This window comes from Streptomyces soli, from assembly GCF_003999195.1.
GTDB lineage: Bacteria > Actinomycetota > Actinomycetes > Streptomycetales > Streptomycetaceae > Actinacidiphila > Actinacidiphila soli.
This window is the reverse complement of sequence record NZ_RJVR01000257.1, coordinates 20,831-41,352: the sequence shown is the minus strand read 5'-3', so window position 1 is coordinate 41,352 and position 20,522 is coordinate 20,831. Positions and strand designations below refer to the sequence as shown.

General features: G+C 70.6%; 23 protein-coding genes. 6 read left to right on the top strand and 17 right to left on the bottom strand.

Annotated elements, in window-relative coordinates; all coding sequences use genetic code 11:
• Window positions 1–39: 39 nt before the first annotated feature.
• On the bottom strand, window positions 40–222 hold the full coding sequence (locus tag EFK10_RS50885; RefSeq protein WP_240677467.1) for an SDR family NAD(P)-dependent oxidoreductase: 183 nt from the start codon (window positions 220–222) through the stop codon (window positions 40–42).
• Between the two features lie 66 nt (window positions 223–288).
• Between EFK10_RS50885 and EFK10_RS26455 the strand changes: the two genes are divergently transcribed.
• On the top strand, window positions 289–1,440 hold the full coding sequence (locus EFK10_RS26455; RefSeq protein ID WP_127358193.1) for a TerD family protein: 1,152 nt from the start codon (window positions 289–291) through the stop codon (window positions 1,438–1,440).
• Window positions 1,441–1,624: 184 nt separating this feature from the next.
• Here the strand turns inward: EFK10_RS26455 and EFK10_RS26450 are convergent, their stop codons facing one another.
• Window positions 1,625–3,085: an alkaline phosphatase PhoX gene (locus EFK10_RS26450; RefSeq protein ID WP_127358175.1), complete on the bottom strand. Its 1,461-nt coding sequence runs from the start codon at window positions 3,083–3,085 to the stop codon at window positions 1,625–1,627.
• Window positions 3,086–3,222: 137 nt separating this feature from the next.
• Window positions 3,223–4,752, bottom strand: coding sequence for a hypothetical protein (locus tag EFK10_RS26445; RefSeq protein ID WP_127358174.1), 1,530 nt, complete (start codon window positions 4,750–4,752; stop codon window positions 3,223–3,225).
• Window positions 4,753–5,025: 273 nt separating this feature from the next.
• On the opposite strand from EFK10_RS26445, the gene EFK10_RS26440 reads away from it, so the two are divergent.
• Entirely contained in the window at window positions 5,026–5,634 is a 609-nt protein-coding gene (locus EFK10_RS26440; RefSeq protein WP_127358173.1) for a hypothetical protein, read from the top strand.
• Between the two features lie 114 nt (window positions 5,635–5,748).
• Window positions 5,749–6,612 (top strand): hypothetical protein, encoded by an 864-nt coding sequence (locus EFK10_RS26435; RefSeq protein ID WP_164836153.1) that lies wholly within the window; start codon window positions 5,749–5,751, stop codon window positions 6,610–6,612.
• Window positions 6,613–6,651: 39 nt separating this feature from the next.
• Here EFK10_RS26435 and dapD read toward each other — a convergent pair whose 3' ends face one another.
• The 12 genes from dapD to EFK10_RS26375 all read right to left on the bottom strand — a co-directional run bounded on the left by dapD (window position 6,652) and on the right by EFK10_RS26375 (window position 16,596).
• Window positions 6,652–7,641, bottom strand: a complete 990-nt coding sequence (gene dapD / locus EFK10_RS26430) for a 2,3,4,5-tetrahydropyridine-2,6-dicarboxylate N-succinyltransferase (RefSeq protein ID WP_127358171.1) — start codon at window positions 7,639–7,641, stop codon at window positions 6,652–6,654.
• A gap of 106 nt (window positions 7,642–7,747) precedes the next feature.
• Window positions 7,748–8,971 carry an MFS transporter gene (locus EFK10_RS26425; protein ID WP_407647144.1) on the bottom strand — a complete coding sequence of 408 codons (1,224 nt, stop codon included), beginning with the start codon at window positions 8,969–8,971 and terminating at the stop codon, window positions 7,748–7,750.
• A gap of 107 nt (window positions 8,972–9,078) precedes the next feature.
• Complete coding sequence (locus EFK10_RS26420) at window positions 9,079–9,615, bottom strand: TetR/AcrR family transcriptional regulator (protein WP_127358169.1); 537 nt, start codon at window positions 9,613–9,615, stop codon at window positions 9,079–9,081.
• Window positions 9,615–9,935, bottom strand: a complete 321-nt coding sequence (locus tag EFK10_RS26415; protein WP_127358168.1) for a DMT family transporter — start codon at window positions 9,933–9,935, stop codon at window positions 9,615–9,617. Before EFK10_RS26415 ends, EFK10_RS26420 begins: the two co-directional genes overlap by 1 nt.
• Before the next feature lie 112 nt (window positions 9,936–10,047).
• Window positions 10,048–10,389, bottom strand: coding sequence for a metal-sulfur cluster assembly factor (locus EFK10_RS26410; RefSeq protein WP_127358167.1), 342 nt, complete (start codon window positions 10,387–10,389; stop codon window positions 10,048–10,050).
• On the bottom strand, window positions 10,386–10,841 hold the full coding sequence (gene sufU / locus EFK10_RS26405) for a Fe-S cluster assembly sulfur transfer protein SufU (RefSeq protein ID WP_127358166.1): 456 nt from the start codon (window positions 10,839–10,841) through the stop codon (window positions 10,386–10,388). The genes EFK10_RS26410 and sufU overlap by 4 nt, the downstream gene beginning before the upstream one ends.
• Before the next feature lie 16 nt (window positions 10,842–10,857).
• Window positions 10,858–12,111 carry a cysteine desulfurase gene (locus EFK10_RS26400; RefSeq protein ID WP_127358192.1) on the bottom strand — a complete coding sequence of 418 codons (1,254 nt, stop codon included), beginning with the start codon at window positions 12,109–12,111 and terminating at the stop codon, window positions 10,858–10,860.
• Window positions 12,112–12,116: 5 nt separating this feature from the next.
• Entirely contained in the window at window positions 12,117–12,881 is a 765-nt protein-coding gene (gene sufC, locus EFK10_RS26395; protein WP_127358165.1) for a Fe-S cluster assembly ATPase SufC, read from the bottom strand.
• Window positions 12,882–12,888: 7 nt separating this feature from the next.
• A complete protein-coding gene (locus EFK10_RS26390) occupies window positions 12,889–13,218 on the bottom strand; it encodes a non-heme iron oxygenase ferredoxin subunit (protein WP_127358164.1) in 330 nt (109 codons plus the stop codon).
• Window positions 13,218–14,384, bottom strand: a complete 1,167-nt coding sequence (sufD, locus tag EFK10_RS26385) for a Fe-S cluster assembly protein SufD (protein WP_127358163.1) — start codon at window positions 14,382–14,384, stop codon at window positions 13,218–13,220. Before sufD ends, EFK10_RS26390 begins: the two co-directional genes overlap by 1 nt.
• 62 nt (window positions 14,385–14,446) lie before the next feature.
• Complete coding sequence (gene sufB / locus EFK10_RS26380; RefSeq protein WP_127358162.1) at window positions 14,447–15,868, bottom strand: Fe-S cluster assembly protein SufB; 1,422 nt, start codon at window positions 15,866–15,868, stop codon at window positions 14,447–14,449.
• Window positions 15,865–16,596, bottom strand: coding sequence for a helix-turn-helix transcriptional regulator (locus tag EFK10_RS26375; RefSeq protein ID WP_206305596.1), 732 nt, complete (start codon window positions 16,594–16,596; stop codon window positions 15,865–15,867). Before EFK10_RS26375 ends, sufB begins: the two co-directional genes overlap by 4 nt.
• Window positions 16,597–16,744: 148 nt before the next feature.
• On the opposite strand from EFK10_RS26375, the gene EFK10_RS26370 reads away from it, so the two are divergent.
• Genes EFK10_RS26370 through EFK10_RS26360 form a run of 3 tightly spaced genes read left to right on the top strand, consistent with a single transcriptional unit; the run spans window position 16,745 to window position 19,288 of the window.
• Window positions 16,745–17,575 (top strand): aminoglycoside N(3)-acetyltransferase, encoded by an 831-nt coding sequence (locus tag EFK10_RS26370; RefSeq protein WP_127358160.1) that lies wholly within the window; start codon window positions 16,745–16,747, stop codon window positions 17,573–17,575.
• A 10-nt stretch (window positions 17,576–17,585) separates the two neighbouring features.
• Complete coding sequence (locus tag EFK10_RS26365) at window positions 17,586–18,512, top strand: ABC transporter ATP-binding protein (RefSeq protein WP_127358159.1); 927 nt, start codon at window positions 17,586–17,588, stop codon at window positions 18,510–18,512.
• Window positions 18,509–19,288, top strand: coding sequence for an ABC transporter permease (locus EFK10_RS26360; protein WP_127358158.1), 780 nt, complete (start codon window positions 18,509–18,511; stop codon window positions 19,286–19,288). The genes EFK10_RS26365 and EFK10_RS26360 overlap by 4 nt, the downstream gene beginning before the upstream one ends.
• Window positions 19,289–19,295: 7 nt before the next feature.
• On the opposite strand, the gene EFK10_RS26355 is transcribed toward EFK10_RS26360, so the two are convergent.
• Together EFK10_RS26355 and EFK10_RS26350 are read right to left on the bottom strand one after the other, a co-directional pair.
• Complete coding sequence (locus EFK10_RS26355; RefSeq protein WP_127358157.1) at window positions 19,296–20,021, bottom strand: L,D-transpeptidase family protein; 726 nt, start codon at window positions 20,019–20,021, stop codon at window positions 19,296–19,298.
• A gap of 214 nt (window positions 20,022–20,235) precedes the next feature.
• On the bottom strand, window positions 20,236–20,499 hold the full coding sequence (locus tag EFK10_RS26350; RefSeq protein ID WP_127358156.1) for a hypothetical protein: 264 nt from the start codon (window positions 20,497–20,499) through the stop codon (window positions 20,236–20,238).
• Between the last annotated feature and the right edge of the window lie 23 nt (window positions 20,500–20,522).

Genomic DNA, 20,522 nt, shown 5'->3' with positions numbered 1-20,522 from the left:
GTACCGCTCGGCCAGCAGATCGCGGACCCGGGCCGCCTCCTACTCGTCGGCGAGGTCGGCGGGCAGAGCCAGGGCGCCGGCCCCGAGCCGCTCGACGGCGGCGTCCAGCACCTCCTTGCGGCGGCCGATCAGGACGACCTGGTCGCCGGCGCGTACGAAGGCATCCGCGACGGCGAGGCCGATACCCGTGCCGCCGCCGCTGACGACCACGATTCGCGACATCTCAAAACTCCAATTCGGTAATGGAACCGTAAAGCGCGATCGCTCGTTATCGAAGACATGACCGCTATGACCCCTGGCTCGAACGTCCCGCTCTCCGCCCCTCGCGTGGCCGTGGACGTTTCCGCGCCCGTCCGGCTGGATGTCTCGGGCCTGCTGATCGCCGCCGACGGCAAGGTGCGCTCGGACGACGACTTCGTCTTCTACAACCAGCCGAGTGGCCCGGGTGTGACGTACCAGTCCGATTCGATCACCGTTGACACGGTATCCGTCCCGGCGGGCATCGAAAAAGTGGTTATCACCGCGAGCCCGGACGCGGCCGGCGCCACCTTCGCGGGCATCGAACCGACGGCCACCATCCGCGACGCGGACAGCGGCACCGTCATCGCCACCTTCACCCCGCCCCAGCTCGGACCCGAGACCGCGCTCGTCGTCGTCGAGGTCTACCGACGCGGCGGCGCATGGAAGGCCCGCGCCGTCGGCCAGGGCTACGCCAACGGCCTGGCCGGCATCGCCACGGACTTCGGCGTGAGCGTCGACGAACCGGCGACTGCGCCTCAGGCTGCGCCGCAGGCCCCGCCCACCGGTCCCGCCGTCACGGACATCCCCCCGCCCCCGGCGGCGGCACCGGCGGCCTCCACCGGCAAGATCAACCTCGACAAGGGCCGGGTCAGCCTCAAGAAGAACCAGACCGTCTCCCTGGTCAAGGGAGGCAAGCCGCTGCTCTCCAGCGTACGGATGGGCCTCGGCTGGGAGCCCGCCTTCCGCTCCAAGGACATCGACCTCGACGCCTCGGTCATCGCCTACGGCGCCGACCGCAACCACATCGCGTCCTGCTACTTCGGCAAGCTCAGCATCCTCAACGGCGCCATCCAGCACTCCGGCGACAACCTCACCGGCGAAGGCGCCGGCGACGACGAGGCCATCACCGTCCACCTCGGCGGCCTTCCCCCCGAAGTCACCGGCCTCGTCTTCACCGTCAACTCCTTCTCCGGCCAGAAGTTCAACCAGGTCGCCAAGGCCTACTGCCGCCTCCTCGACGCCACCACCGGCGAAGAGCTCGTCCGCTTCGACCTCACCCAAGGCGAGCCCCGCACCGGCGTCATGATGGCCAAACTCATCAAGCAATTCTCCGGCGAATGGGAAATGACCGCCATGGGCGAATTCGCCGACTCCCGCACCGTCAAGGGCATGGTCAAACCCGCAGCCCAGGCGCTTTAGCGCTCCGCGCGGAGCGGACGGGGCCCGGGGTGCCGGGTGGGCACGGACGCGCGGTCCGGGGCCAGTGACAGGGGGAACGGGAACAACCCCCACCGACCCGCAGCCGCGCACACCCCCGGCCCCAGGACTACGGGGCGCACCCGGCGCAGGGCGCAACGCCGCCCCGGTGCAGGCGGCGTGCCGCTCAGCAGGGCTGCCGACGCCAAGGCCCCGTGATGGCGAGCATGATGCCGGGCTCCTGGATGTTGGCGAAGAGCGTCTTGCCGTCGGGCGAGAAGGTGACGCCCGTGAACTCGCTGTACACCGGCGCGTCGGCCGTGCCGATGTTGAACTCGTTGCGGGCGATCGGATACGTACGGCCGTCACCGAGGGCACCGAAGAGGTGCTGGATGCCCTCGCCGTCCTCGGCGATGACGAGGCCGCCGTAGGGGGAGACGGTGATGTTGTCGGGGCCGTCGAAGGCGCCGTCGACCGAGGGGGCGGGGTTGACGCCGAGCAGGACCTTGAGGGTCAGCGTGCGGCGCTTGGGGTCGTAGAACCAGACGGCGCCGTCGTGGGCGGTACCGGGGCTCTCGGCGCGGGCGTAAGAGGAGACGATGTAGGCGCCGCCGTCGCCCCACCACATGCCTTCGAGCTTGCGGGCCCGGGTGATCTCACCGGCGGCGAACTGCTTGCGCGTGGAGACCGACTTCGCGTCGCGGTCCGGGACGTCGACCCAGTCGACCCCGTACACGGTACCGATCTTCGTGGCGCGGGAAAGGTCGTCGACGAACTGGCCTCCGGAGTCGAAGCACTTGAAGGCCTGGAGCACGCCGGCGTCGTCGGCCAGCGTGCGGAGCTTGGCGCGGCCGTGCTTGAAGCCGGCCGGCGGGGTCCAGCGGTAGAGGAGGCCGTTGGGGCCGGAGGCGTCCTCCGTGAGGTAGAGGTGGCCTCGCTGGGGGTCGACGACGACGGCCTCGTGGGCGTAGCGGCCCAGGGCCTTGATGGGCTTGGGGTCGAGGTTGGCCTTGCGGTCGTAGGGGTCGACCTCGAAGACGTAGCCGTGGTTCTTGGTGAAGCCCTTGGAACCGGCCTTGTCCTCGGTCTCCTCGCAGGTGAGCCAGGTGTCCCAGGGGGTGCGGCCGCCCGCGCAGTTGGTGGCGGTGCCGGCGACGCCGACCCACTCGGCCACGTGGTCACCGTGCCGGGCGACCTCGACGACGGTGACGCCGCCGGCCGCTCCCGGGTCGTAGACGAGGCCCTCGGCGAGCGGCACCGGGTGCGGCCAGTCGGCGCGGGCGCCGGCCAGTTCGTGGTTGTTGGCGAGCAGGGTCGCGCCGCGCAGGCCCTCGAAGGTGGCGGTGCCGTCGTGGTTGGAGGGGGTGGACTCGCCGGACTCCAGGGTGGTGACGCCGGTCCGGGTGATGATCCGGTACGCGAAGCCCTTGGGGAGCGCGAGGACGCCGTCCGGGTCGGCGACCAGTTCGCCGTAGCCGAGCGCGCCGCTGTGCCGGGCGGTGTCGGCGGCCCCCGCGGAAGCAGCGGCGGGGGCGTCGGCGGCGAGCGCGCCGGGGGCGGTGGCGAGGACGTCCACGGTTCCGGCCAGCGCGATACCGGCACCGGTGATGGCCGAACGCTTGGCGAAGTTCCTGCGGGTGAGCGGCATGGATTCTCTCCTCGTGGGCCACGCAAAGCGCGGGTCATGGGACGGTAAAATACCGTGCGCCACACTCGCGCCCCATGACGAACGGCAGTTGAACTGAACCTGACGTTCCGCCACTGATTTACCGATGTCGAGCCCGTCTACTGCCCCCCGGTCGCCGAGCGGGCCTTGAAGGCGGCCTTACGGGCCTCCTTGGAGACGGCCTTGTCGGGGTGAAGGCGGCCCATGGCCTCCAGAACATCGGCCGTGGCGGGGTGGTCTACCCGCCAGGCGGCGGCGAAGAAGCTGTCGTGGCGGGCCACCAGATCGGTGACGAGTTCGCGCAGCAGCTCGGGGTTGTCGTCGGCGTCGAGCTGGGCGGCGAGGGTGTCGATGGTGAGCCAGAAGACCATGTCCTGGTCGGGGGCCGGGACGTTGGCGGAGCCGGTCTCGGTGAGCCAGACGCGGGCCAGGCCGCCGAGCTCGCGGTCGTCCAGGACCTCGCGGAGGGCGGGCTCGGCCTCCGCGCCCAGCAGGCTGAGGGTCTGCTGCGCGACCAGCCGCCGCCCGGGGGCGTCGCGGTCGTCGCCGCGCGCCGCCTGCAGCAGTTCGCGGGCCGCGTCGGCGGGCTTGCGGGTGCTCAGCCACTGGTCGGCCTCGCTGCGGGCGGCCCGGTCGGGGTAGCCGAACAGCGCCTCCAGCAGTACGGAGGCGGGCTGGTCGGCCAGCTCCCCGGCGGCCGGGGCGTGCATGCCCGCGTCGAGCATCCGGGCGCGTACGCCGTAGAGCCCGAGCGGGGTGAGCTGGACGATGCCGTAGCGGGAGACCTCCTCGGGGTCGATGTCCGGTGACTGGGCCTGCGCGGGGACGGCGGCCTCGCCCGTGTCGGCCCCGTCCGTGTCGGCCTCCTCGATCAGCGCCTCGTCCAGCGGCCGGTACTCGATCAGGCCGGTCGGGGCGAGCACCCGGAAGTGCTCGTCGAGGCGCATCATGACCTCGGTGACCTCTTCGAGGACGGCGTCGGTCGGGTGCTCCATCTCGTCCGGTACGACCATGGAAGCGGCCAGCACCGGCAGCGGCACGGCCCCGCCCTCGTTCTCCTCGATGGCGCTGAAGAAGTAGAGGTTGGCGAGTGCCCCGTCGAGGAAGTCCGCCTCCTCCTCCGGGTCCCAGTCCAGGCCGCCGAGGTCGTCCGGGCCGCCTTCGGCGTCCGCGTCCGCGATGCCGTCGAGCAGGACTTCCAGGTCGGGGGCGGCGGCCTCGGCGAGGGCGGTCTCGACGGCGGCCAGCCAGACCTCCAGCACCTCCTGCGGTTCACCGCCGTCGATCTGGCGCAGCGCGTCGCCGGGCACGGCCTGGCCGGCGGCGGCGTCCTCCAGGCCGTCGAACTCCTGCTCCGCCGACGCGGCCTCATCGAGGTCGAGCTCGACCAGGCCGGAGTCCACCGCGACGCCCCAGGCCTGCGCGGTCTGCGCGACGCCGTCCGGCTCGCCGTCCAGCCCGAGTTCGGCGGCGGCGCGCTGCCAGTCCTCGGCAGTCAGTTCCCCCATGGCGTCCACCTGGACGTGCGGCGCGGCCCAGCGGGCCAGCCGTACGGCCCGATCCAGCAGCGGTGCGGCGAGCGCGAGCCGTGCCAGCTCGTCCTCGGGCAGCAGCCGTACCGGCGGCAGGTCGAGGCGGTCAGCGGCCATGGCGGGGTCTCCTCATGGGGTGCGGGATGCAAGGACGCGAAGCGGACGCGCGAGCACACGGACCCAGCGTAGTCCTGCGGAGGCCGCGATTCGCCGCGTGCTTTCCCCTGCCCGTACGGGCGCGTGGGGTTCACCCTACGGGCGACCCTCGACCACGACCCCCGGGTCGTGGGCCTCAGGCCGTAGTGCTCCTCACACCCCCGGGCCCGTTTGGCCCGGGGGGCCGGGGGCAGACGGGCCCGCATGGCAGCAGTATCGATACTCCGGGCTAGAATGCCCCTTTTCGTCCCTGCCCTGATCGTTTTCGCGGGCGGCATCTGGGGCCTCGGTCGCGGCTCCATGTGGCAGGACGAGGCGACCACCGCTGTCATCGCCGGCCGGTCCCTCCCGCAGCTCTGGCGCACCCTCGGCAGCGTCGACGCCGTCCACGGCGCCTATTACCTCCTGGTACACGAACTGATCGTCGTCTTCGGCGGGGCAGTCCCGCTCGAAGTCCTCATCCGGGTCCCCTCCCTGCTCGCCGCCGCCGCTGCCGCAGCCGGCGTCGCCGCCGTCGCCCGGGCCACCTGGTCCCCGGCAGCCGGACTGCTGTCCGGTTCTGTCTTCGCGGTCCTGCCCGTCGTGAGCCGGTACGCCCAGGAGGGCCGCTCGTACGCCCTGGTCGCGGTGGCCGTGATCTGGGGGACGTACTTTCTCGTACGCGGCCGTTGGGTCGCCTACGCCGTCGCGCTGGCCGCGGCCTGCCTGCTGAACCTCTTCGCCATCCTCGTCCTGCCGGCCCACGCCGTGGCGCTGCTGCTCGGCCGCGCCGGCGCCCCCGCCTTCCGCCGCTGGGCCCTGGCCGTCCTCGCGGGCATCGTCCCCGCCGCCCCGGTCGCCTAGGTCGCCACCCACCAGACCGCGCAGGTCTCCTGGCTCACCCGGCCCGGCTGGCCCGCCGTCCGTGGGCTGCTGTCCGGTTGGACGGGCGGCAGGCTCGCCCTCGCGGCGCTGGGTGTGCTGTGCGCGGCGGGCGTGGCGGTCGGGCTGGCGGGGCTGCTTCCCCGGCGGCGGCCCTTTCCGACCCCGGAGGAAGGGCCGCCGGCCCGGCAGTTGCTGCTCGCGGGTGCCGGCGGGCAGCAGCAGGCCTCGCCGGTACGCGACTCCGGGGCCGGCGGCCCGGGAGTGCGGGACGCGGGGCCCGCCGGGCTCGGGAAGCGCCGGTATGAGGGGACCACGCTGGTCTCGCTGCCCGCGCTGGCGCTCGCCGTGGCCGTGCTGCCCCCGGTGGTGCTGCTGGCCGTGTCCCAGTTCCACCCGCTGTACCAGGATCGCTACGTCCTCTACGCCACCGCCGGCCTCGCCTGGCTGACCGGCGCCGCTCTCGCCGCGCTGGCGGTCCTCCGTAAGGGCGCGATCGTGGTCGCCGCCGCCCTCGTCATCGCGCTGGGCGCCTTCGCCTTCCCCGCCCAGCAGCATGTGCGCCAGGTCAACAGCCGCGCCGACGACCCGGCCGCCGCCGCCCGCATCGTGGCCGACGGCGCGCGCAAGGGGGACGCGGTCCTCTTCCTGCCCTCGGTGCGCAGGCTGGTCGCCGAGGCCTATCCGGCCTCCTTCAGCGGGGTCGAGGACGTCGCCCTCAAGAGCTCGGGCGCGGAGTCCGGCACGCTCGCGGGACGCGAGATCAAGGCAAGGAAGGTCGCCGCGGCCCTGAAGGGCGTCGACCGCGTGTGGGTGGTGAGCCGCTCGTACGTCCGCTCCGCCGACCTCACGGCCCCCACCGACCACGCGAAAAGTCAGGTGTTGCAGAAGCAGTTCAAGCAGACCCGGCTCACCCGGGTCCTGGGCTACGCGGTGCGGTTCTACGTCCGGAAGACGTAGACCGGAAGACGTAGAACCACACCTTTCGTACCGTATGCCTCAGTTGTGGCTGTGCAGTACCTCGTTCAGACCACCCCATGAACCGGAGCGCGGCAGCACCTCGACCGTGCCGGTCGTGGAGTTGCGGCGGAAGAGCAGGTTGTCCGCGCCGGACAGCTCAAGCGCCTTGACGATCTTGCCGTCGGGAAGGGTGACCCGCGTACCGGCCGTGACGTACAGACCGGCCTCGACGACGCAGTCGTCACCGAGCGCGATGCCGATGCCCGCCTCGGCGCCGAGCAGGCAGCGCTCGCCGATGGAGATGATTTGCTTGCCGCCGCCCGACAGCGTGCCCATGATCGACGCGCCGCCGCCGATGTCGGAGCCGTCACCGACCACGACACCCGCGCTGATGCGGCCCTCGACCATGGAGGTGCCGAGCGTGCCGGCGTTGAAGTTGACGAAGCCCTCGTGCATGACCGTGGTCCCGGCGGCCAGGTGCGCGCCGAGCCGGACCCGGTCGGCGTCGGCGATACGGACGCCCGCCGGGGCCACGTAGTCCGTCATGCGGGGGAACTTGTCGACGCTGGTGACCTGCAGGTGCAGCCCCTCCGCGCGGGCGGTGAGCCGCACCGCCTCGAGCTGGTCGACGGCCACCGGACCGAGCGAGGTCCAGGCGACGTTGGCCAGCAGGCCGAAGATGCCGTCCAGGCTCTGGCCGTGCGGCTTGACCAGGCGGTGGCTGAGCAGGTGCAGGCGGAGGTACACGTCATGCGTGTCCAGCGGTTGGTCGTCGAGCGACGCGATGACCGTCCGAACGGCGATCACCTCGACCCCGCGCCGCGCGTCCGGGCCCAGCGCCTTCGGGGCGGCCTCGCCGAGCAGTTCGGCGGCCTGCTCGGCCGTCAGTCGCTCGGTGCCGGCCGGGCCGGGCGCCTCGGCGAGCGCGGGCGCGGGGAACCAGGTGTCGAGAACGGTGCCGTCGGCGGCGACAGTCGCCAGGCCTGCGGCGACAGCACCGGTGGCGCGGGTAGCGGTCGTGTCAGTCATGTATCGAACGCTATCCGCTCACCCCGGCGCGTGCCCAACCCGCCCGCGATGCGGAACCGCCGCCGGAACACCACGGCCACGCCACCGCCCCGAAGCGTCCCGGGCCTCAGCCCTGGCTGACCGCCGTGACGGCTCCCTGCTCCGCCGCCGCCGGCCGGAACGCCGGCAGCCGGTGCGCCGCCAGAACCGTGGCCCCGGCGACCGCGACCAGCCCGGCGCACAGCGGCCACAGCAGCCCGGGCGCCGCCTGGTAGAGCGCCCCGCCGAGCGGCGCGGCGAGGACGACGCCGCTGATGGAGGCGCCGGCGTAGAGGCTCTGGAAGCGGCCCTGCAGGTGGTCCGGCGCGTTGTCGGCGACGTAGGCCGTCGACGGCGACTTGTAGAGGATGTCGCCAAGGGTGAGCAGCGCCATCATCACGATCGCCGTCGCGATGTGGCCGCCGATGATCAGTGCCGCGTAACCCGCCCCGAGAAGCACGATGCCCCCGCCGATGACGAGCAGGGGCGCACGCTGCCGGAGGGCCACGGTGACGGGCAGCTCCAGACAGATGACCAGGCCGCCGTTGATGGCGATGAGCGCGCCGTAGACGCCGGTTCCGATGCCGTGGTCGGAGAGGAAGACCGGGAGGGTGGAGTACTGCTGCCGGTAGACGGTGTCGGCGATCAGCACCGCGACCAGGACGACGAGCACGGCCGGGCGGGACTTTACGGCGCTCCACAGGCCGGGGGTGTCCGCGGTCACGGCCTCCGCCTTGTGCCGCCGGTCGCCGTTGGCCGGCAGGATGAGCGCGGCCCACCCGGCGAAGAAGAGCATGCCGGCGCCGTCGGCGACGAAGAGCCAGCCGTACGAGAACTGGGCGGCGATCAGCGCGCCCAGCGGCGGGCCGACGGTGACACCGGCGTTGGCGAAGAAGCGCAGCAGAGCGAAGCCCTGGCGCCGGGATCCCTCGGGCACCGAGAAGGCGATGAGCGCGGAGTTCGAGGCGCGGGTGATGCCGGTGCCGAACTGGCAGACGGGGAAGAGCAGCAGCAGCGCCCCGGTCGGCAGGACCGGCAGGACGGCCAGGCCGACCCCCGCCACGGTGAAGCCGACGATGAGGGTGCGACGGTGCCCGAAACGGTCACCGAACCAGCCGCCGGTGAAGTTGCCGACGACCATGCCGACACCGCCGAGGCCCGCGATGAGGCCGGCCTCCGAGGTGCTGAGCCCGCGCGGTCCCGTCAGGTAGACGAAGAGATAGACGAAGGTGAAGCTGACGGCCGCGACGACGAACATGCCCGCCGCCAGCAGCCATACCACCCTCGGTATGTCCTTCATCGCCTGTTTCATGCCCACTCCTGGATTCGATTCCCCACCAGAATCGATCATTTGCGGGGGTGAATGCCGGATACAGCAATGGACGGATCAGGTCGCGACCGGTATCGGCCATTTCAAGATCATCGGATCAGCCGGGCGAACATCACACGGGCCTGCTCCCGATCGAATTCACGGCCCGTGAGCAGCGCTTGCAGGCACAGACCGTCGGCCAGCGCGGCCAGCGCCCGCGCGGTGTCGCGGTCGGTCCGGCGGGCGATGACCTCCGTCATCAGATCCACCCATTCCGCCGCGATGGGCCGCACCGCCGACCGGCGCAGCGCCGCCAGGTACAGCTCGTACTCCAGCTCGGTGCGGACCCGGTCCCGGGTGACCATCTCGTCGACCAGACGCGCGAGTTCGGTCGCCAGGTCGGTCTCCGGGTCGGCGAGCTCCTTGCGTGCGTCCAGGTCCCGCTTGCAGGCCTCGTTGGCCTGGTGGAGGGCGGCGACCAACAGGTCGTCGAGGCTCGCGAAGTGGTACGTGGTCGAGCCGAGCGGCACATCGGCCTCGGCGGCGACCGCGCGGTGGCTCAGCCCCGCGATGCCTCGCTCACCGACCACCCGGATCGCGGCGTCGATGATGCGCTGGCTGCGCTCGGGGTCGTACCGGCGGGCCATCAGTGCGCGCCGCCCAGGTTGAGGACGACCACGCCGGCGATCACCAGGGCGAGGCCTATCAGCTTGGCGGCGTTGGCCGACTCACCGAGGAAGACCATGCCGATGGCGGCGATCGCGGCGGTGCCGGCGGCCGACCAGATGGCATAGGCGGTGCCGACCGACATCGTCTTCAAGGTCTGCGCGAGCAGCAGGAAGGCGATCAGATACCCGGTCGCGGTACCCAGGGAAGGCCAGAGCCGGCTGAAGCCGTCGCTGTACTTCATGGCGGTGGTGCCGAGGACTTCGGCGAGGATCGCGCCTCCGAGCATCAGGTAGACCATGCGTACGAGTGTACACATGGATGCGTACGGCCGTACACATAAGCGGGCGCCGCCCAACACGACGAGGCCCCCGGCAGGCTGGCTACCGGGGGCCTCGTTCGGTGCGTACGGATCAGACGTTGAAGCCGAGCGCGCGAAGCTGCTCGCGGCCGTCGTCGGTGATCTTGTCGGGGCCCCACGGGGGCATCCAGACCCAGTTGATCTTGAGGTCGTTGACCAGGCCCTCGGTGGCGGACTTGGCCTGGTCCTCGATGACGTCGGTGAGGGGACAGGCCGCCGAGGTGAGGGTCATGTCCAGGGTCGCGACATTGGAGTCGTCGATGTGGATGCCGTAGATCAGGCCCAGGTTGACGACGTCGATGCCCAGCTCGGGGTCGACGACGTCGTAGAGGGCCTCCCGGACCTCTTCCTCGCTGGCCGGCTTGGTGGTCACGGTGTCTACGTTGTCGCTCATGCGGTCTCCTTCTCGGACAGCGCCTGTGCGGTCGCGTCCTTCCACGCCATCCAGCTCAGCAGCGCGCACTTCACGCGCGCCGGGTACTTGGAGACACCGGCGAACGCCACGGCGTCCTCCAGCACCTCCTCCATCGCGTCGTCCGGCTCGACCTTGCCCTTGGACTGCATCAGCTCCAGGAAGGTCTCCTGGATCTTCTGCGCCTCCGGGTACTCCTTGCCGACCAGCAGCTCGTTGAGGACCGATGCGCTGGCCTGGCTGATGGAGCAGCCCTGGCCCTCGTACGAGATGTCATCGATCCGCGAGCCGTCGAGCCTGACGCGGAGCGTGATCTCGTCGCCGCACGTCGGGTTGACGTGGTGCACCTCGGCGTCGCCGTCGCGCAGGCCACGCCCGTGGGGGTGCTTGTAGTGGTCCAGGATCACTTCCTGGTACATCGAATCGAGCTTCACCAGTCAGCCGCCCTCATCACCCGAAGAAGTTCCGTACGTGCTCCAGCCCGTCGATCAAGACGTCGACCTCACCGGGCGTGGAGTACAGATAGAAGGACGCTCGCGTGGTCGCTGGAATTCCGTACCGCAGGCAGACCGGCCGCGCGCAGTGGTGGCCGACCCGGACCGCGATGCCCTGCTCGTCGAGGACCTGGCCCACGTCGTGCGGGTGGATGTCGCCGAGCGTGAAGGAGATCGCCGCGCCGCGGCCCTCGGCCGTGGTGGGGCCGATGATGCTGAGGTCGGGGACCTCCTGGAGCCGCTTGAGGGCGTACTCGGTGATCGCGTGCTCGTGCGCGGCGATACGGTCCATGCCGATGGCGGACAGGTAGTCCACGGCCGCGCCGAGGCCGACGGCCTGGGCGATCGGGGGCGTACCGGCCTCGAACTTGTGCGGCGCGGGGGCGTAGGTGGAGGAGTGCATCGAAACGGTCTCGATCATCTCGCCGCCGCCGAGGAACGGCGGAAGGTCCTCCAGCAGCTCCTGGCGGCCCCACAGCACGCCGATGCCGGTCGGGCCGCACATCTTGTGGCCGGTGAAGGCCACGAAGTCCGCGCCGAGCGCCTGGACGTCCAGAGCCGCGTGCGGGGCGGCCTGCGAGGCGTCGATCAGGACCAGCGCGCCGACGTCCTGGGCGCGGCGGACGATCGCCTCGACCGGGTTCACGGTGCCGAGGATGTTGGAGACCAGGACGAAGGAGACGATCTTCGTCTTCTCGGTGATGACCTGCTCTATGTTCGACAGGTCGAGCCGGCCGTCGTCGGTGAGACCGAACCACTTCAGCTTCGCGCCGGTGCGCTGCGAGAGCAGCTGCCACGGCACGATGTTGGAGTGGTGCTCCATCTCCGTGATGACGACCTCGGTCTCGCGGTCCACACGGTAGGGCTCGTCTGCGAAGCCCAGCATGTTGGCGACGAGGTTCAGCGACTCGGAGGCGTTCTTGGTGAATATCACCTCGTCGCGGCTCGGCGCGTTGATGAAGGCCGCGACCTTGTCCCGCGCACCTTCGTACAGCGCCGTGGCCTCCTCGGCCAGCGTGTGCACACCGCGGTGGACGTTGGCGTTGTGCTGCTCGTAGTACGAGTTCAGCACATCGAGCACCTGCTGCGGCTTCTGCGAAGTCGCGGCATTGTCCAGGTAGACGAGCTTCTTCCCGTCGTGGATCACACGATCCAGCAGCGGGAAGTCCTTACGGATCGTCTCGGTGTCGAGCAGGCCCGGCAGCTGCAGTTGTGTCACGCGGACGCGCCACCCTTCACGTACGACTCGTAGCCCTCGTTCTCCAGCGTGTCCGCGAGCTCCGGGCCGCCGGACTCGACGATCCGGCCGGCCGAGAACACGTGGACGTGGTCGGGCTTGATGTAGCGCAGGATGCGCGTGTAGTGGGTGATCAGCAGGGTGCCGACCTCACCGCTCTCGGCGACCCGGTTGACGCCCTCGGAGACGACGCGGAGCGCGTCGACGTCGAGGCCGGAGTCGGTCTCGTCGAGGATCGCGATCTTCGGCTTGAGCAGCTCGAGCTGGAGGATCTCGTGCCGCTTCTTCTCACCGCCGGAGAAGCCCTCGTTGACGTTGCGCTCGGCGAAGGCGGGGTCGATCTGGAGGCGCTGCATGGCCTCCTTGACCTCCTTGACCCAGGTGCGCAGCTTGGGGGCCTCGCCGCGGATGGCGGTCGCCGAGGTGCGCAGGAAGTTGGAGACCGAGACACCCGGGACCTCGACCGGGTACTGCATGGCCAGGAAGACACCGGCCCGCGCGCGCTCGTCGACGGTCATGTCGAGGACATTCTCGCCGTCGAGGGTGACGGTGCCGCCGGTGACCGTGTACTTGGGGTGCCCGGCCAGCGAGTACGCGAGCGTGGACTTGCCGGAGCCGTTGGGGCCCATGATGGCGTGGGTCTCGCCCTGCTTCACGGTCAGGTCGACACCGCGCAGGATCTCGCGGGGGCCGCCCTCGGCCTCGACGGACACGTGCAGGTCGTGGATCTCAAGCGTTGCCATGTGTGCCTCAGGACTCCTGGGTGACGGAGACGAGCACATCGTCCCCTTCGATCTTTACGGGGTATACGGGGACCGGCCGCGTCGCGGGCAGCCCCGACGGCTTGCCGGTCCGCAGGTCGAAGCTGGAGCCGTGCAGCCAGCACTCGATCTGGCAGCCCTCCACCTCGCCCTCCGACAGCGAGACGTTCGCGTGCGAGCAGATGTCGTTGATCGCGAACACCTCGCCCTCGGTGCGGACCAATGACACCGGCACACCGGCGAGCTCGACACGCTTGGGCGTGTCCTCTTCCAGCTCGCTCAGCGCGCAGGCGCGGACGAATCCGTTGGCTGTGGTCATCAGACGGACGCCTCCAGCTCGGCGTCGATCTTCGCCATCAACCGCTCCTCCAGCTCCGGCAGGCCGATCTGCTGGATGAGCTCGCCGAAGAAGCCGCGGACGACCAGCCGGCGGGCCTCGCCCTCCGGGATGCCGCGGGCCATCAGGTAGAAGAGCTGCTCGTCGTCGAAGCGGCCGGTCGCCGAGGCGTGGCCGGCGCCGACGATCTCGCCGGTCTCGATCTCCAGGTTCGGGACCGAGTCGACCCGCGCGCCGTCGGTGAGGACGAGGTTGCGGTTGAGCTCGTACGTGTCGGTGCCCTCGGCCTCGGCGCGGATGAGCACGTCGCCGATCCACACCGCGTGCGCGTCCTGGCCCTGCAGCGCGCCCTTGTAGGCGACGTTGCTGCGGCAGTGCGGGGTGTCGTGGTCGATGAAGAGCCGGTGCTCCTGGTGCTGGCCCTTGTCGGTGAAGTACAGGCCGTACAGGTCGGCCTCGCCGCCGGGGGCGCCATAGATCACACGGGGGCTGAGCCGGACCAGGTCGCCGCCCAAGGTGACGATCACGGACTTGAAGCTCGCGTCGCGGCCGACCAGCGCGGTGTGCTGGGCGATGTGGACGGCCTTGTCGTCCCAGTCCTGGACGGAAACGACGGTCAGCTTGGCGCCGTCGCCGATCACGTACTCGACGTTGGCGGCGAGCACCGCGTCACCGGTGTGGTCGATGACCACGACGGCCTCGGCGAAGGCGCCGACCTCGATGACCTGGTGACCGTAGGCGGTGCCGCCCGCGCCGTGGACGGCGATCCGTACCGGCTCGGTGAGCACCGTGTCCTTGGGGACGGAGACCAACGAGGCCTTCTCGAAGGAGCTGTACGCCTGCGCCGCGACCCGGTCGACCGGCTTGCCGGCCTTCCCGAGGCGAGCGTCGTCGCGGCCCACGGTCTCGACGGTGACGCCCTGGGGGGCGGTCACCTCGACCTTGACGCCCCCGTCCGCGACGGCGGTGCCGTCGTGGAGGCCGCGCAGCCGCTCGAGCGGAGTGAACCGCCACTCCTCCTCGCGGCCGTGCGGCACCGGGAAGTCGGCCACGTCGTAGGACGCGGGCGCGCTGACCCGGGCGTCGCGGGGGTGGCCGACCTGGATGGCCCCTTCGGTGGTGGCACCGGCCGGAATGGTTTCAGCCATGGCTGTCGTACGGCTCTCTTTCTCGGTTTCGTCTGGTGGGCGGCGGGATGGGCGCGCCGGTGTCAGCCGACGGCGCCTTCCATCTGCAGCTCGATCAGCCGGTTGAGCTCCAGCGCGTACTCCATCGGCAGTTCCTTGGCGATCGGCTCGACGAATCCGCGCACGATCATCGCCATCGCCTCGAACTCGGTCATGCCCCGGCTCATCAGGTAGAAGAGCTGGTCGTCGCTGACCTTGGAGACGGTCGCCTCGTGGCCCATGGACACGTCGTCCTCGCGGACGTCCACGTACGGGTAGGTGTCCGAGCGGGAGATCGTGTCGACCAGGAGCGCGTCGCAGAGCACGTTGGACTTGGAGCCCGCGGCGCCCTCGCCGATCTCGATCAGACCGCGGTACGAGGTGCGGCCGCCGCCTCGCGCCACCGACTTGGAGACGATGTTGGACGAGGTGTTCGGGGCCATGTGGACCATCTTGGCGCCGGCGTCCTGGTGCTGGCCCTCGCCCGCGAAGGCGATGGACAGGGTCTCGCCCTTGGCGTGCTCGCCCATCAGGTAGACGGCCGGGTACTTCATGGTGACCTTGGAGCCGATGTTGCCGTCGACCCACTCCATGGTCGCGCCCTCGTAGGCCACGGCACGCTTGGTGACCAGGTTGTAGACGTTGTTCGACCAGTTCTGGATCGTCGTGTAGCGGCAGCGGCCGCCCTTCTTCACGATGATCTCGACGACGGCGCTGTGCAGCGAGTCCGACTTGTAGATCGGGGCGGTGCAGCCCTCGACGTAGTGGACGTAGGCGTCCTCGTCGACGATGATCAGCGTCCGCTCGAACTGGCCCATGTTCTCGGTGTTGATCCGGAAGTAGGCCTGGAGCGGGATCTCCACGTGCACGCCCTTCGGCACGTAGATGAAGGAGCCGCCGGACCACACGGCCGTGTTCAGCGAGGCGAACTTGTTGTCACCGGCCGGGATGACGGTGCCGAAGTACTCCTGGAAGAGCTCCGGGTGCGTCTTGAGCGCGGTGTCGGTGTCCAGGAAGATGACGCCCTGCTCCTCCAGGTCCTCACGGATCTGGTGGTAGACGACCTCCGACTCGTACTGGGCGGCGACACCGGCGACGAGGCGCTGCTTCTCGGCCTCCGGGATGCCCAGCTTGTCGTAGGTGTTCTTGATGTCCTCGGGCAGGTCCTCCCAGGACTCGGCCTGCTTCTCCGTGGAGCGGACGAAGTACTTGATGTTGTCGAAGTCGATGCCGGAGAGGTCGGAGCCCCAGGTCGGCATGGGCTTCTTGCCGAACAGGCGAAGACCCTTGAGCCGCAGCTTCAGCATCCATTGCGGCTCGTTCTTCTTCGAAGAGATGTCGCGGACGACGTCTTCGGACAGGCCCCGCTTGGCAGCGGCACCGGCCACGTCGGAGTCGGCCCAGCCGTACTCGTAGGTGCCCAGGCCGTCGAGCTCCGGGTGAGTGGTCTCGGTGGGAGCAGTCATGCGGGGTTCCTCCCGGCAGTGCTTTCGGATGCGGTGGTGGTATGTGCTTGCGGAACAAAGGTCGTGCAGACCCCGTCGCCGTGGGCGATGGTGGCCAGGCGTTGCACATGCGTGCCGAGCAGGCTGGAGAAGACCTCGGCCTCCGCCTCGCACAGCTGCGGGAACTGCTCGGCGATGTGCGCCACCGGGCAGTGGTGCTGGCAGAGCTGCTCACCGGCGGATGCGGGGGCACTGCGCGTGGTCGCAGCGTACCCGTCCTGGCTCAAGGCCTTGGCGAGAGCCTTCGTACGGTCCTCGGGTGCCGCGGCCTCGATATCGGCCCGGTAGCGCTCGGCCTGGGCCGCGACCCGGGCCTTGGCGAAGGCAGACACGGCGGCCTCGCCGGTCTCCCCGCCTCCGGCGGCCCGGGCGATCCAGCGCAGCGCGTCGGCGGCGAGCTGGTCGTAGGCCTGGTCGAAGGCGTCCCGGCCGCAGTCGGTGAGCACGAAGACCTTCGCCGGACGGCCCCGGGTGCGGGCCCCGTAGACCCGCTTCTCGCGGGCTTCCACGATGTCCTCGGCGACGAGTGCGTCCAAGTGGCGGCGGACGGCGGCCTGCGTGAGGCCGAGCCGCTGCGCCAGGTCTGCGGCGGTGGACGGGCCGTGGTCCAGGATGGATCGGGCGACCCGGTTGCGGGTGCTCCGCTCCCCGGCCGTCTGCTCCTCTTGAGCCTCGCCCGCGTATTTCACAATGCCAGTGTTGCGTAATTCCTCAGGGACTGGCAAGCGGCCACCTCGGCGACCGAGGTGGGCTACGTCACTTAGGTATACCTAAGATAACCTGCGCGAATGATCAAATCGGCTGCGTCGGCGGGTACCGCCCGGCATACTCCCCCGCATGCCAGAAGTCCCCGGGCCAGGCCCCCTGTGCACCCGTGAGTCGCTCGCGGCCGACCTCCGCCGGCTCGGCGTACGCGAGGGCCAGACCCTGCTCGCGCACTCCTCGCTGAGCTCCCTCGGATGGGTGTGCGGCGGCGCCGTGGCCGTCGTTCAGGCGCTGCTCGATGCGCTCGGCCGAACTGGCACCCTCGTGGTCCCCACGCACACCGGAGGCAACTCCGATCCGGCGGAATGGGGGAATCCACCGGTGCCCAAGGACTGGTGGCCGCACATCCGCGCGTCGATGCCCGCGTACGACCCGCGCATCACGCCGTCGCGGGGCGTCGGCGTCGTCCCCGAGACCGTACGGACCTGGCCCGGCGCCATCCGCAGCGCCCACCCCCAGACCTCCTTCGCCGCGATCGGCCCGCGCGCCGCGGAGATCACGGACGGGCACGCGACCGACTGCGCCCTCGGCGAGCGCAGCCCCCTGGCCCGCCTGGAGGACGCCGGCGCGACCGTGCTGCTCCTCGGCGCCGGATTCGACTCCTGCACCGCCTTCCACCTGGCCGAATACCGGATCCCCGGTCCCCAGGCCGACCGTTCCTTCGCCCTGACGACGGCCGGGGGCCGCCGGTGGACCACGGTCCGGGAGACCTCCTTCACCGCCGAGCGCTTCGACGAACTCGGCGCCGCCTTCGAGGCCGATCACCCCGTCGTCCGCTCCACGGTGGGCGCGGCTACCGCACGGCTGTTCCCGCTGGCCGAGGCGGTCGCGCACGCCGAGGGCTGGCTGGCCGAGCACCGACCGCGCAGCCCTGCCGCCGAGGGTGTCCCAGGCTCTTCGTAGACTGCCCGTCATGGGAAACGAGCCCGCGGTTGAAGTGGCCGGACTGGTCAAGCGGTACGGCGCGAAAACGGCGGTGAACGGGCTCGACCTCACCGTGGAGCGCGGCGCCATCGCCGCCGTGCTCGGCCCGAACGGGGCCGGGAAGACCACGACGGTGGAAACCTGCGAGGGATACCGCCGTCCGGACGAGGGCAGCGTGCGGGTCCTGGGCCTGGACCCGGTAGCCGAGAGCGCGGCGCTGCGCCCCCGCATCGGGGTGATGCTGCAGTCGGGCGGCGTCTACGCGGGCGCCCGGGCCGAGGAGATGCTGCGCCACACCGCCAAGCTGCACGCGAGCCCGGTCGACCCCGGGCTGCTGATCGAGCGGCTCGGCCTGGAGTCCTGCGGCCGTACGCCCTACCGGCGGCTCTCCGGCGGCCAGCAGCAGCGGCTGGCCCTGGCGATGGCGGTGGTCGGACGCCCGGAGCTGGTGTTCCTGGACGAGCCGACCGCCGGCCTGGACCCGCAGGCACGCCGGGCCACCTGGGACCTCGTACGGGAGCTGCGCGCCGACGGCGTCACGGTCGTACTGACCACGCACTTCATGGACGAGGCCGAGCAACTCGCCGACCACGTCTCGATCATCGACGCGGGCCGCGTGATAGCGGGCGGCACCCCCGAGCAGCTGTGCCGGGGCGGTGCCGAGAACACCCTGCGCTTCTCCGGGCGCCCCGCGCTCGACCTGGCCTCCCTCCTCAATGCCCTGCCCGCCGACTCGGCCGCCGCCGAGCTGACGCCCGGCAACTACCGCATCGAGGGCAAGGTCAACCCGCAGATGCTGGCCACCGTGACCTCCTGGTGCGCCCAGCACGGCGTCATGCCGGACCGCCTCGCCGTCGAGCGGCGCACGCTCGAAGACGTATTCCTGGAGCTGACCGGCAAGGAGCTGCGCGCATGACCACCTTCGCCCCCGACCCGGGCGCGGCCCCGCTCCCCCGCATGATCGGCGCGCAGACGGCGCTGGAGACCCGGATGCTGCTGCGCAACGGCGAGCAGCTGCTGCTGACGGTGATCATCCCCAGCCTCCTCCTGTTGCTCTTCGGCACCGTCGACATCATCACTGTGCCTACTCAAACTGCGGGCGGCGCGGGCAAGTCCGTGGACTTCCTGGCCCCCGGCATCCTCGCCCTCGCCGTGATGTCCACCGCCTTCACCGGCCAGGCCATCGCCACCGGTTTCGAGCGCCGCTACGGGGTCCTCAAGCGGCTCGGCGCGTCCCCGCTGCCGCGCTGGGCCCTGATGACCGCCAAGACCGGCTCCGTCCTGGTCACCGAGGTCCTGCAGATCGTCCTGCTGACCGTGATCGCCTTCGCCCTCGGCTGGTCGCCGCACGGCAACCCGCTGTCCGTACTGCTGCTCCTGGTGCTGGGCACCGCCGCTTTCTCCGGCCTCGGCCTGCTGATGGCGGGCACCCTGAAGGCCGAGGCGACCCTTGCCGCCGCCAACCTGGTGTTCCTGCTGCTGCTGGTGGGCGGCGGCGTGATCGTCCCGCTGGACAAGTTCCCGGCCGGCGTCCGCTCCGCGCTGGAGCTCCTGCCGATCTCCGCCCTCTCGGACGGCCTGCGGGACGTGCTCCAGCACGGCGCCGGCACCCCGTGGGCCGACGCCGGGATCCTCGGGGTGTGGGCGGTGCTGGGGCTGGGGGCGGCGGCGCGGTTCTTCCGCTGGGAGTGACTACGGTTTACGTGCCGGGCTTGCGGCCGTACACGTACACGTCGTCGCCCTTCTTCAGCAGGCTCCAGTACTTCGCGGCGTCGCTGTCGCGCATGTTGACGCAGCCGTGCGAGCCGGGCGGGGACCAGACGCTGCCCGAGATGGAGTGGAAGGCCTGGCCGCCGTCGAAGAACTGGCTGTAGGGCATCGCCACGTTGTAGAGGTTCGAGACATGGTGCCTGTCCCGCCAGTAGATCTTCTTCAGGCCGGTCCGGGTCTCGTAGCGGTTGCGTCCGCTGCGGATCGGCACCGGGCCGTAGACCAGGCTGGAGCCGTCCTGCACCCAACTGATCTGCAGCGTGAGGTTGACGCAGGCGATCCGGCCCTTGTTGGTGGGGCACTTGCCCGCCTTGTTGGGGTTCTTGCCAACGGCCTTCTGCTTGATCATCAGGTCCATCACACCCCAGGTGACCGGCCCCGCGTACCCGACGTTGGGGCTGATGCCGTGCTTGGTCTGGAACGCACGGATCGCCTTGCAGTCGCCCGAGGACTGGCGCCCGTCGACGGGCCGCCCCAGGAACTTCTCCACCTGCTTCTGGTACGGCCCGGTCCGCGTCGTACACGTCGACGACGCAGCCGCCCCGCCCGCCCCCGCCATGACCACCACGGGCGCCACCAGCCCCACCACCGCCGCACCCACGCCAACACGCCGGCCTACCGCGCGTATCCCTCCGCCACCACCGCTGCCGCCCATGGCCCCCGCCTCCCGCTAGCCCGTTCGATGCCGTTGCCCTACAAGACAGACATCACCGGCCAATGGTTGCGCCTGGCTCATTCGGCCTGCCGTCGTGAGACACCACTCACCGACTCGTCCTCGTGTGCCTCGAGACACCGGAGGGAACTGGCATGCCTCGTAGATATCCCCCGGCACCACCCTGGGCGGGTCCGCCCGAGCGTTTTCGCTCATTTCACGAAGGAGTGACGCAGTCGACGAAGCGCGTGAAGCCGGTGTCCTGGCCGCTGTTGACCGCGAGGAAGCCGTTGTCCGGACCGTGGCTGGCCAGCAGGCACATGTCGTAGCGCACGACGCGGGGGTGACCGGAGGTGGCCGGTTCCTTCACGGCGGGGGCGGCGGGCGAGTCGGCGGCGCTGAAGGCGACGGCGGCGGTGCCGCTCAGAGCGGCGGCGGCGCCTCCGTAGAGCAGGTGACGCCGGTTGACGGTACCTGTCATGATCCCCCCAAGCCTGGCCGTAC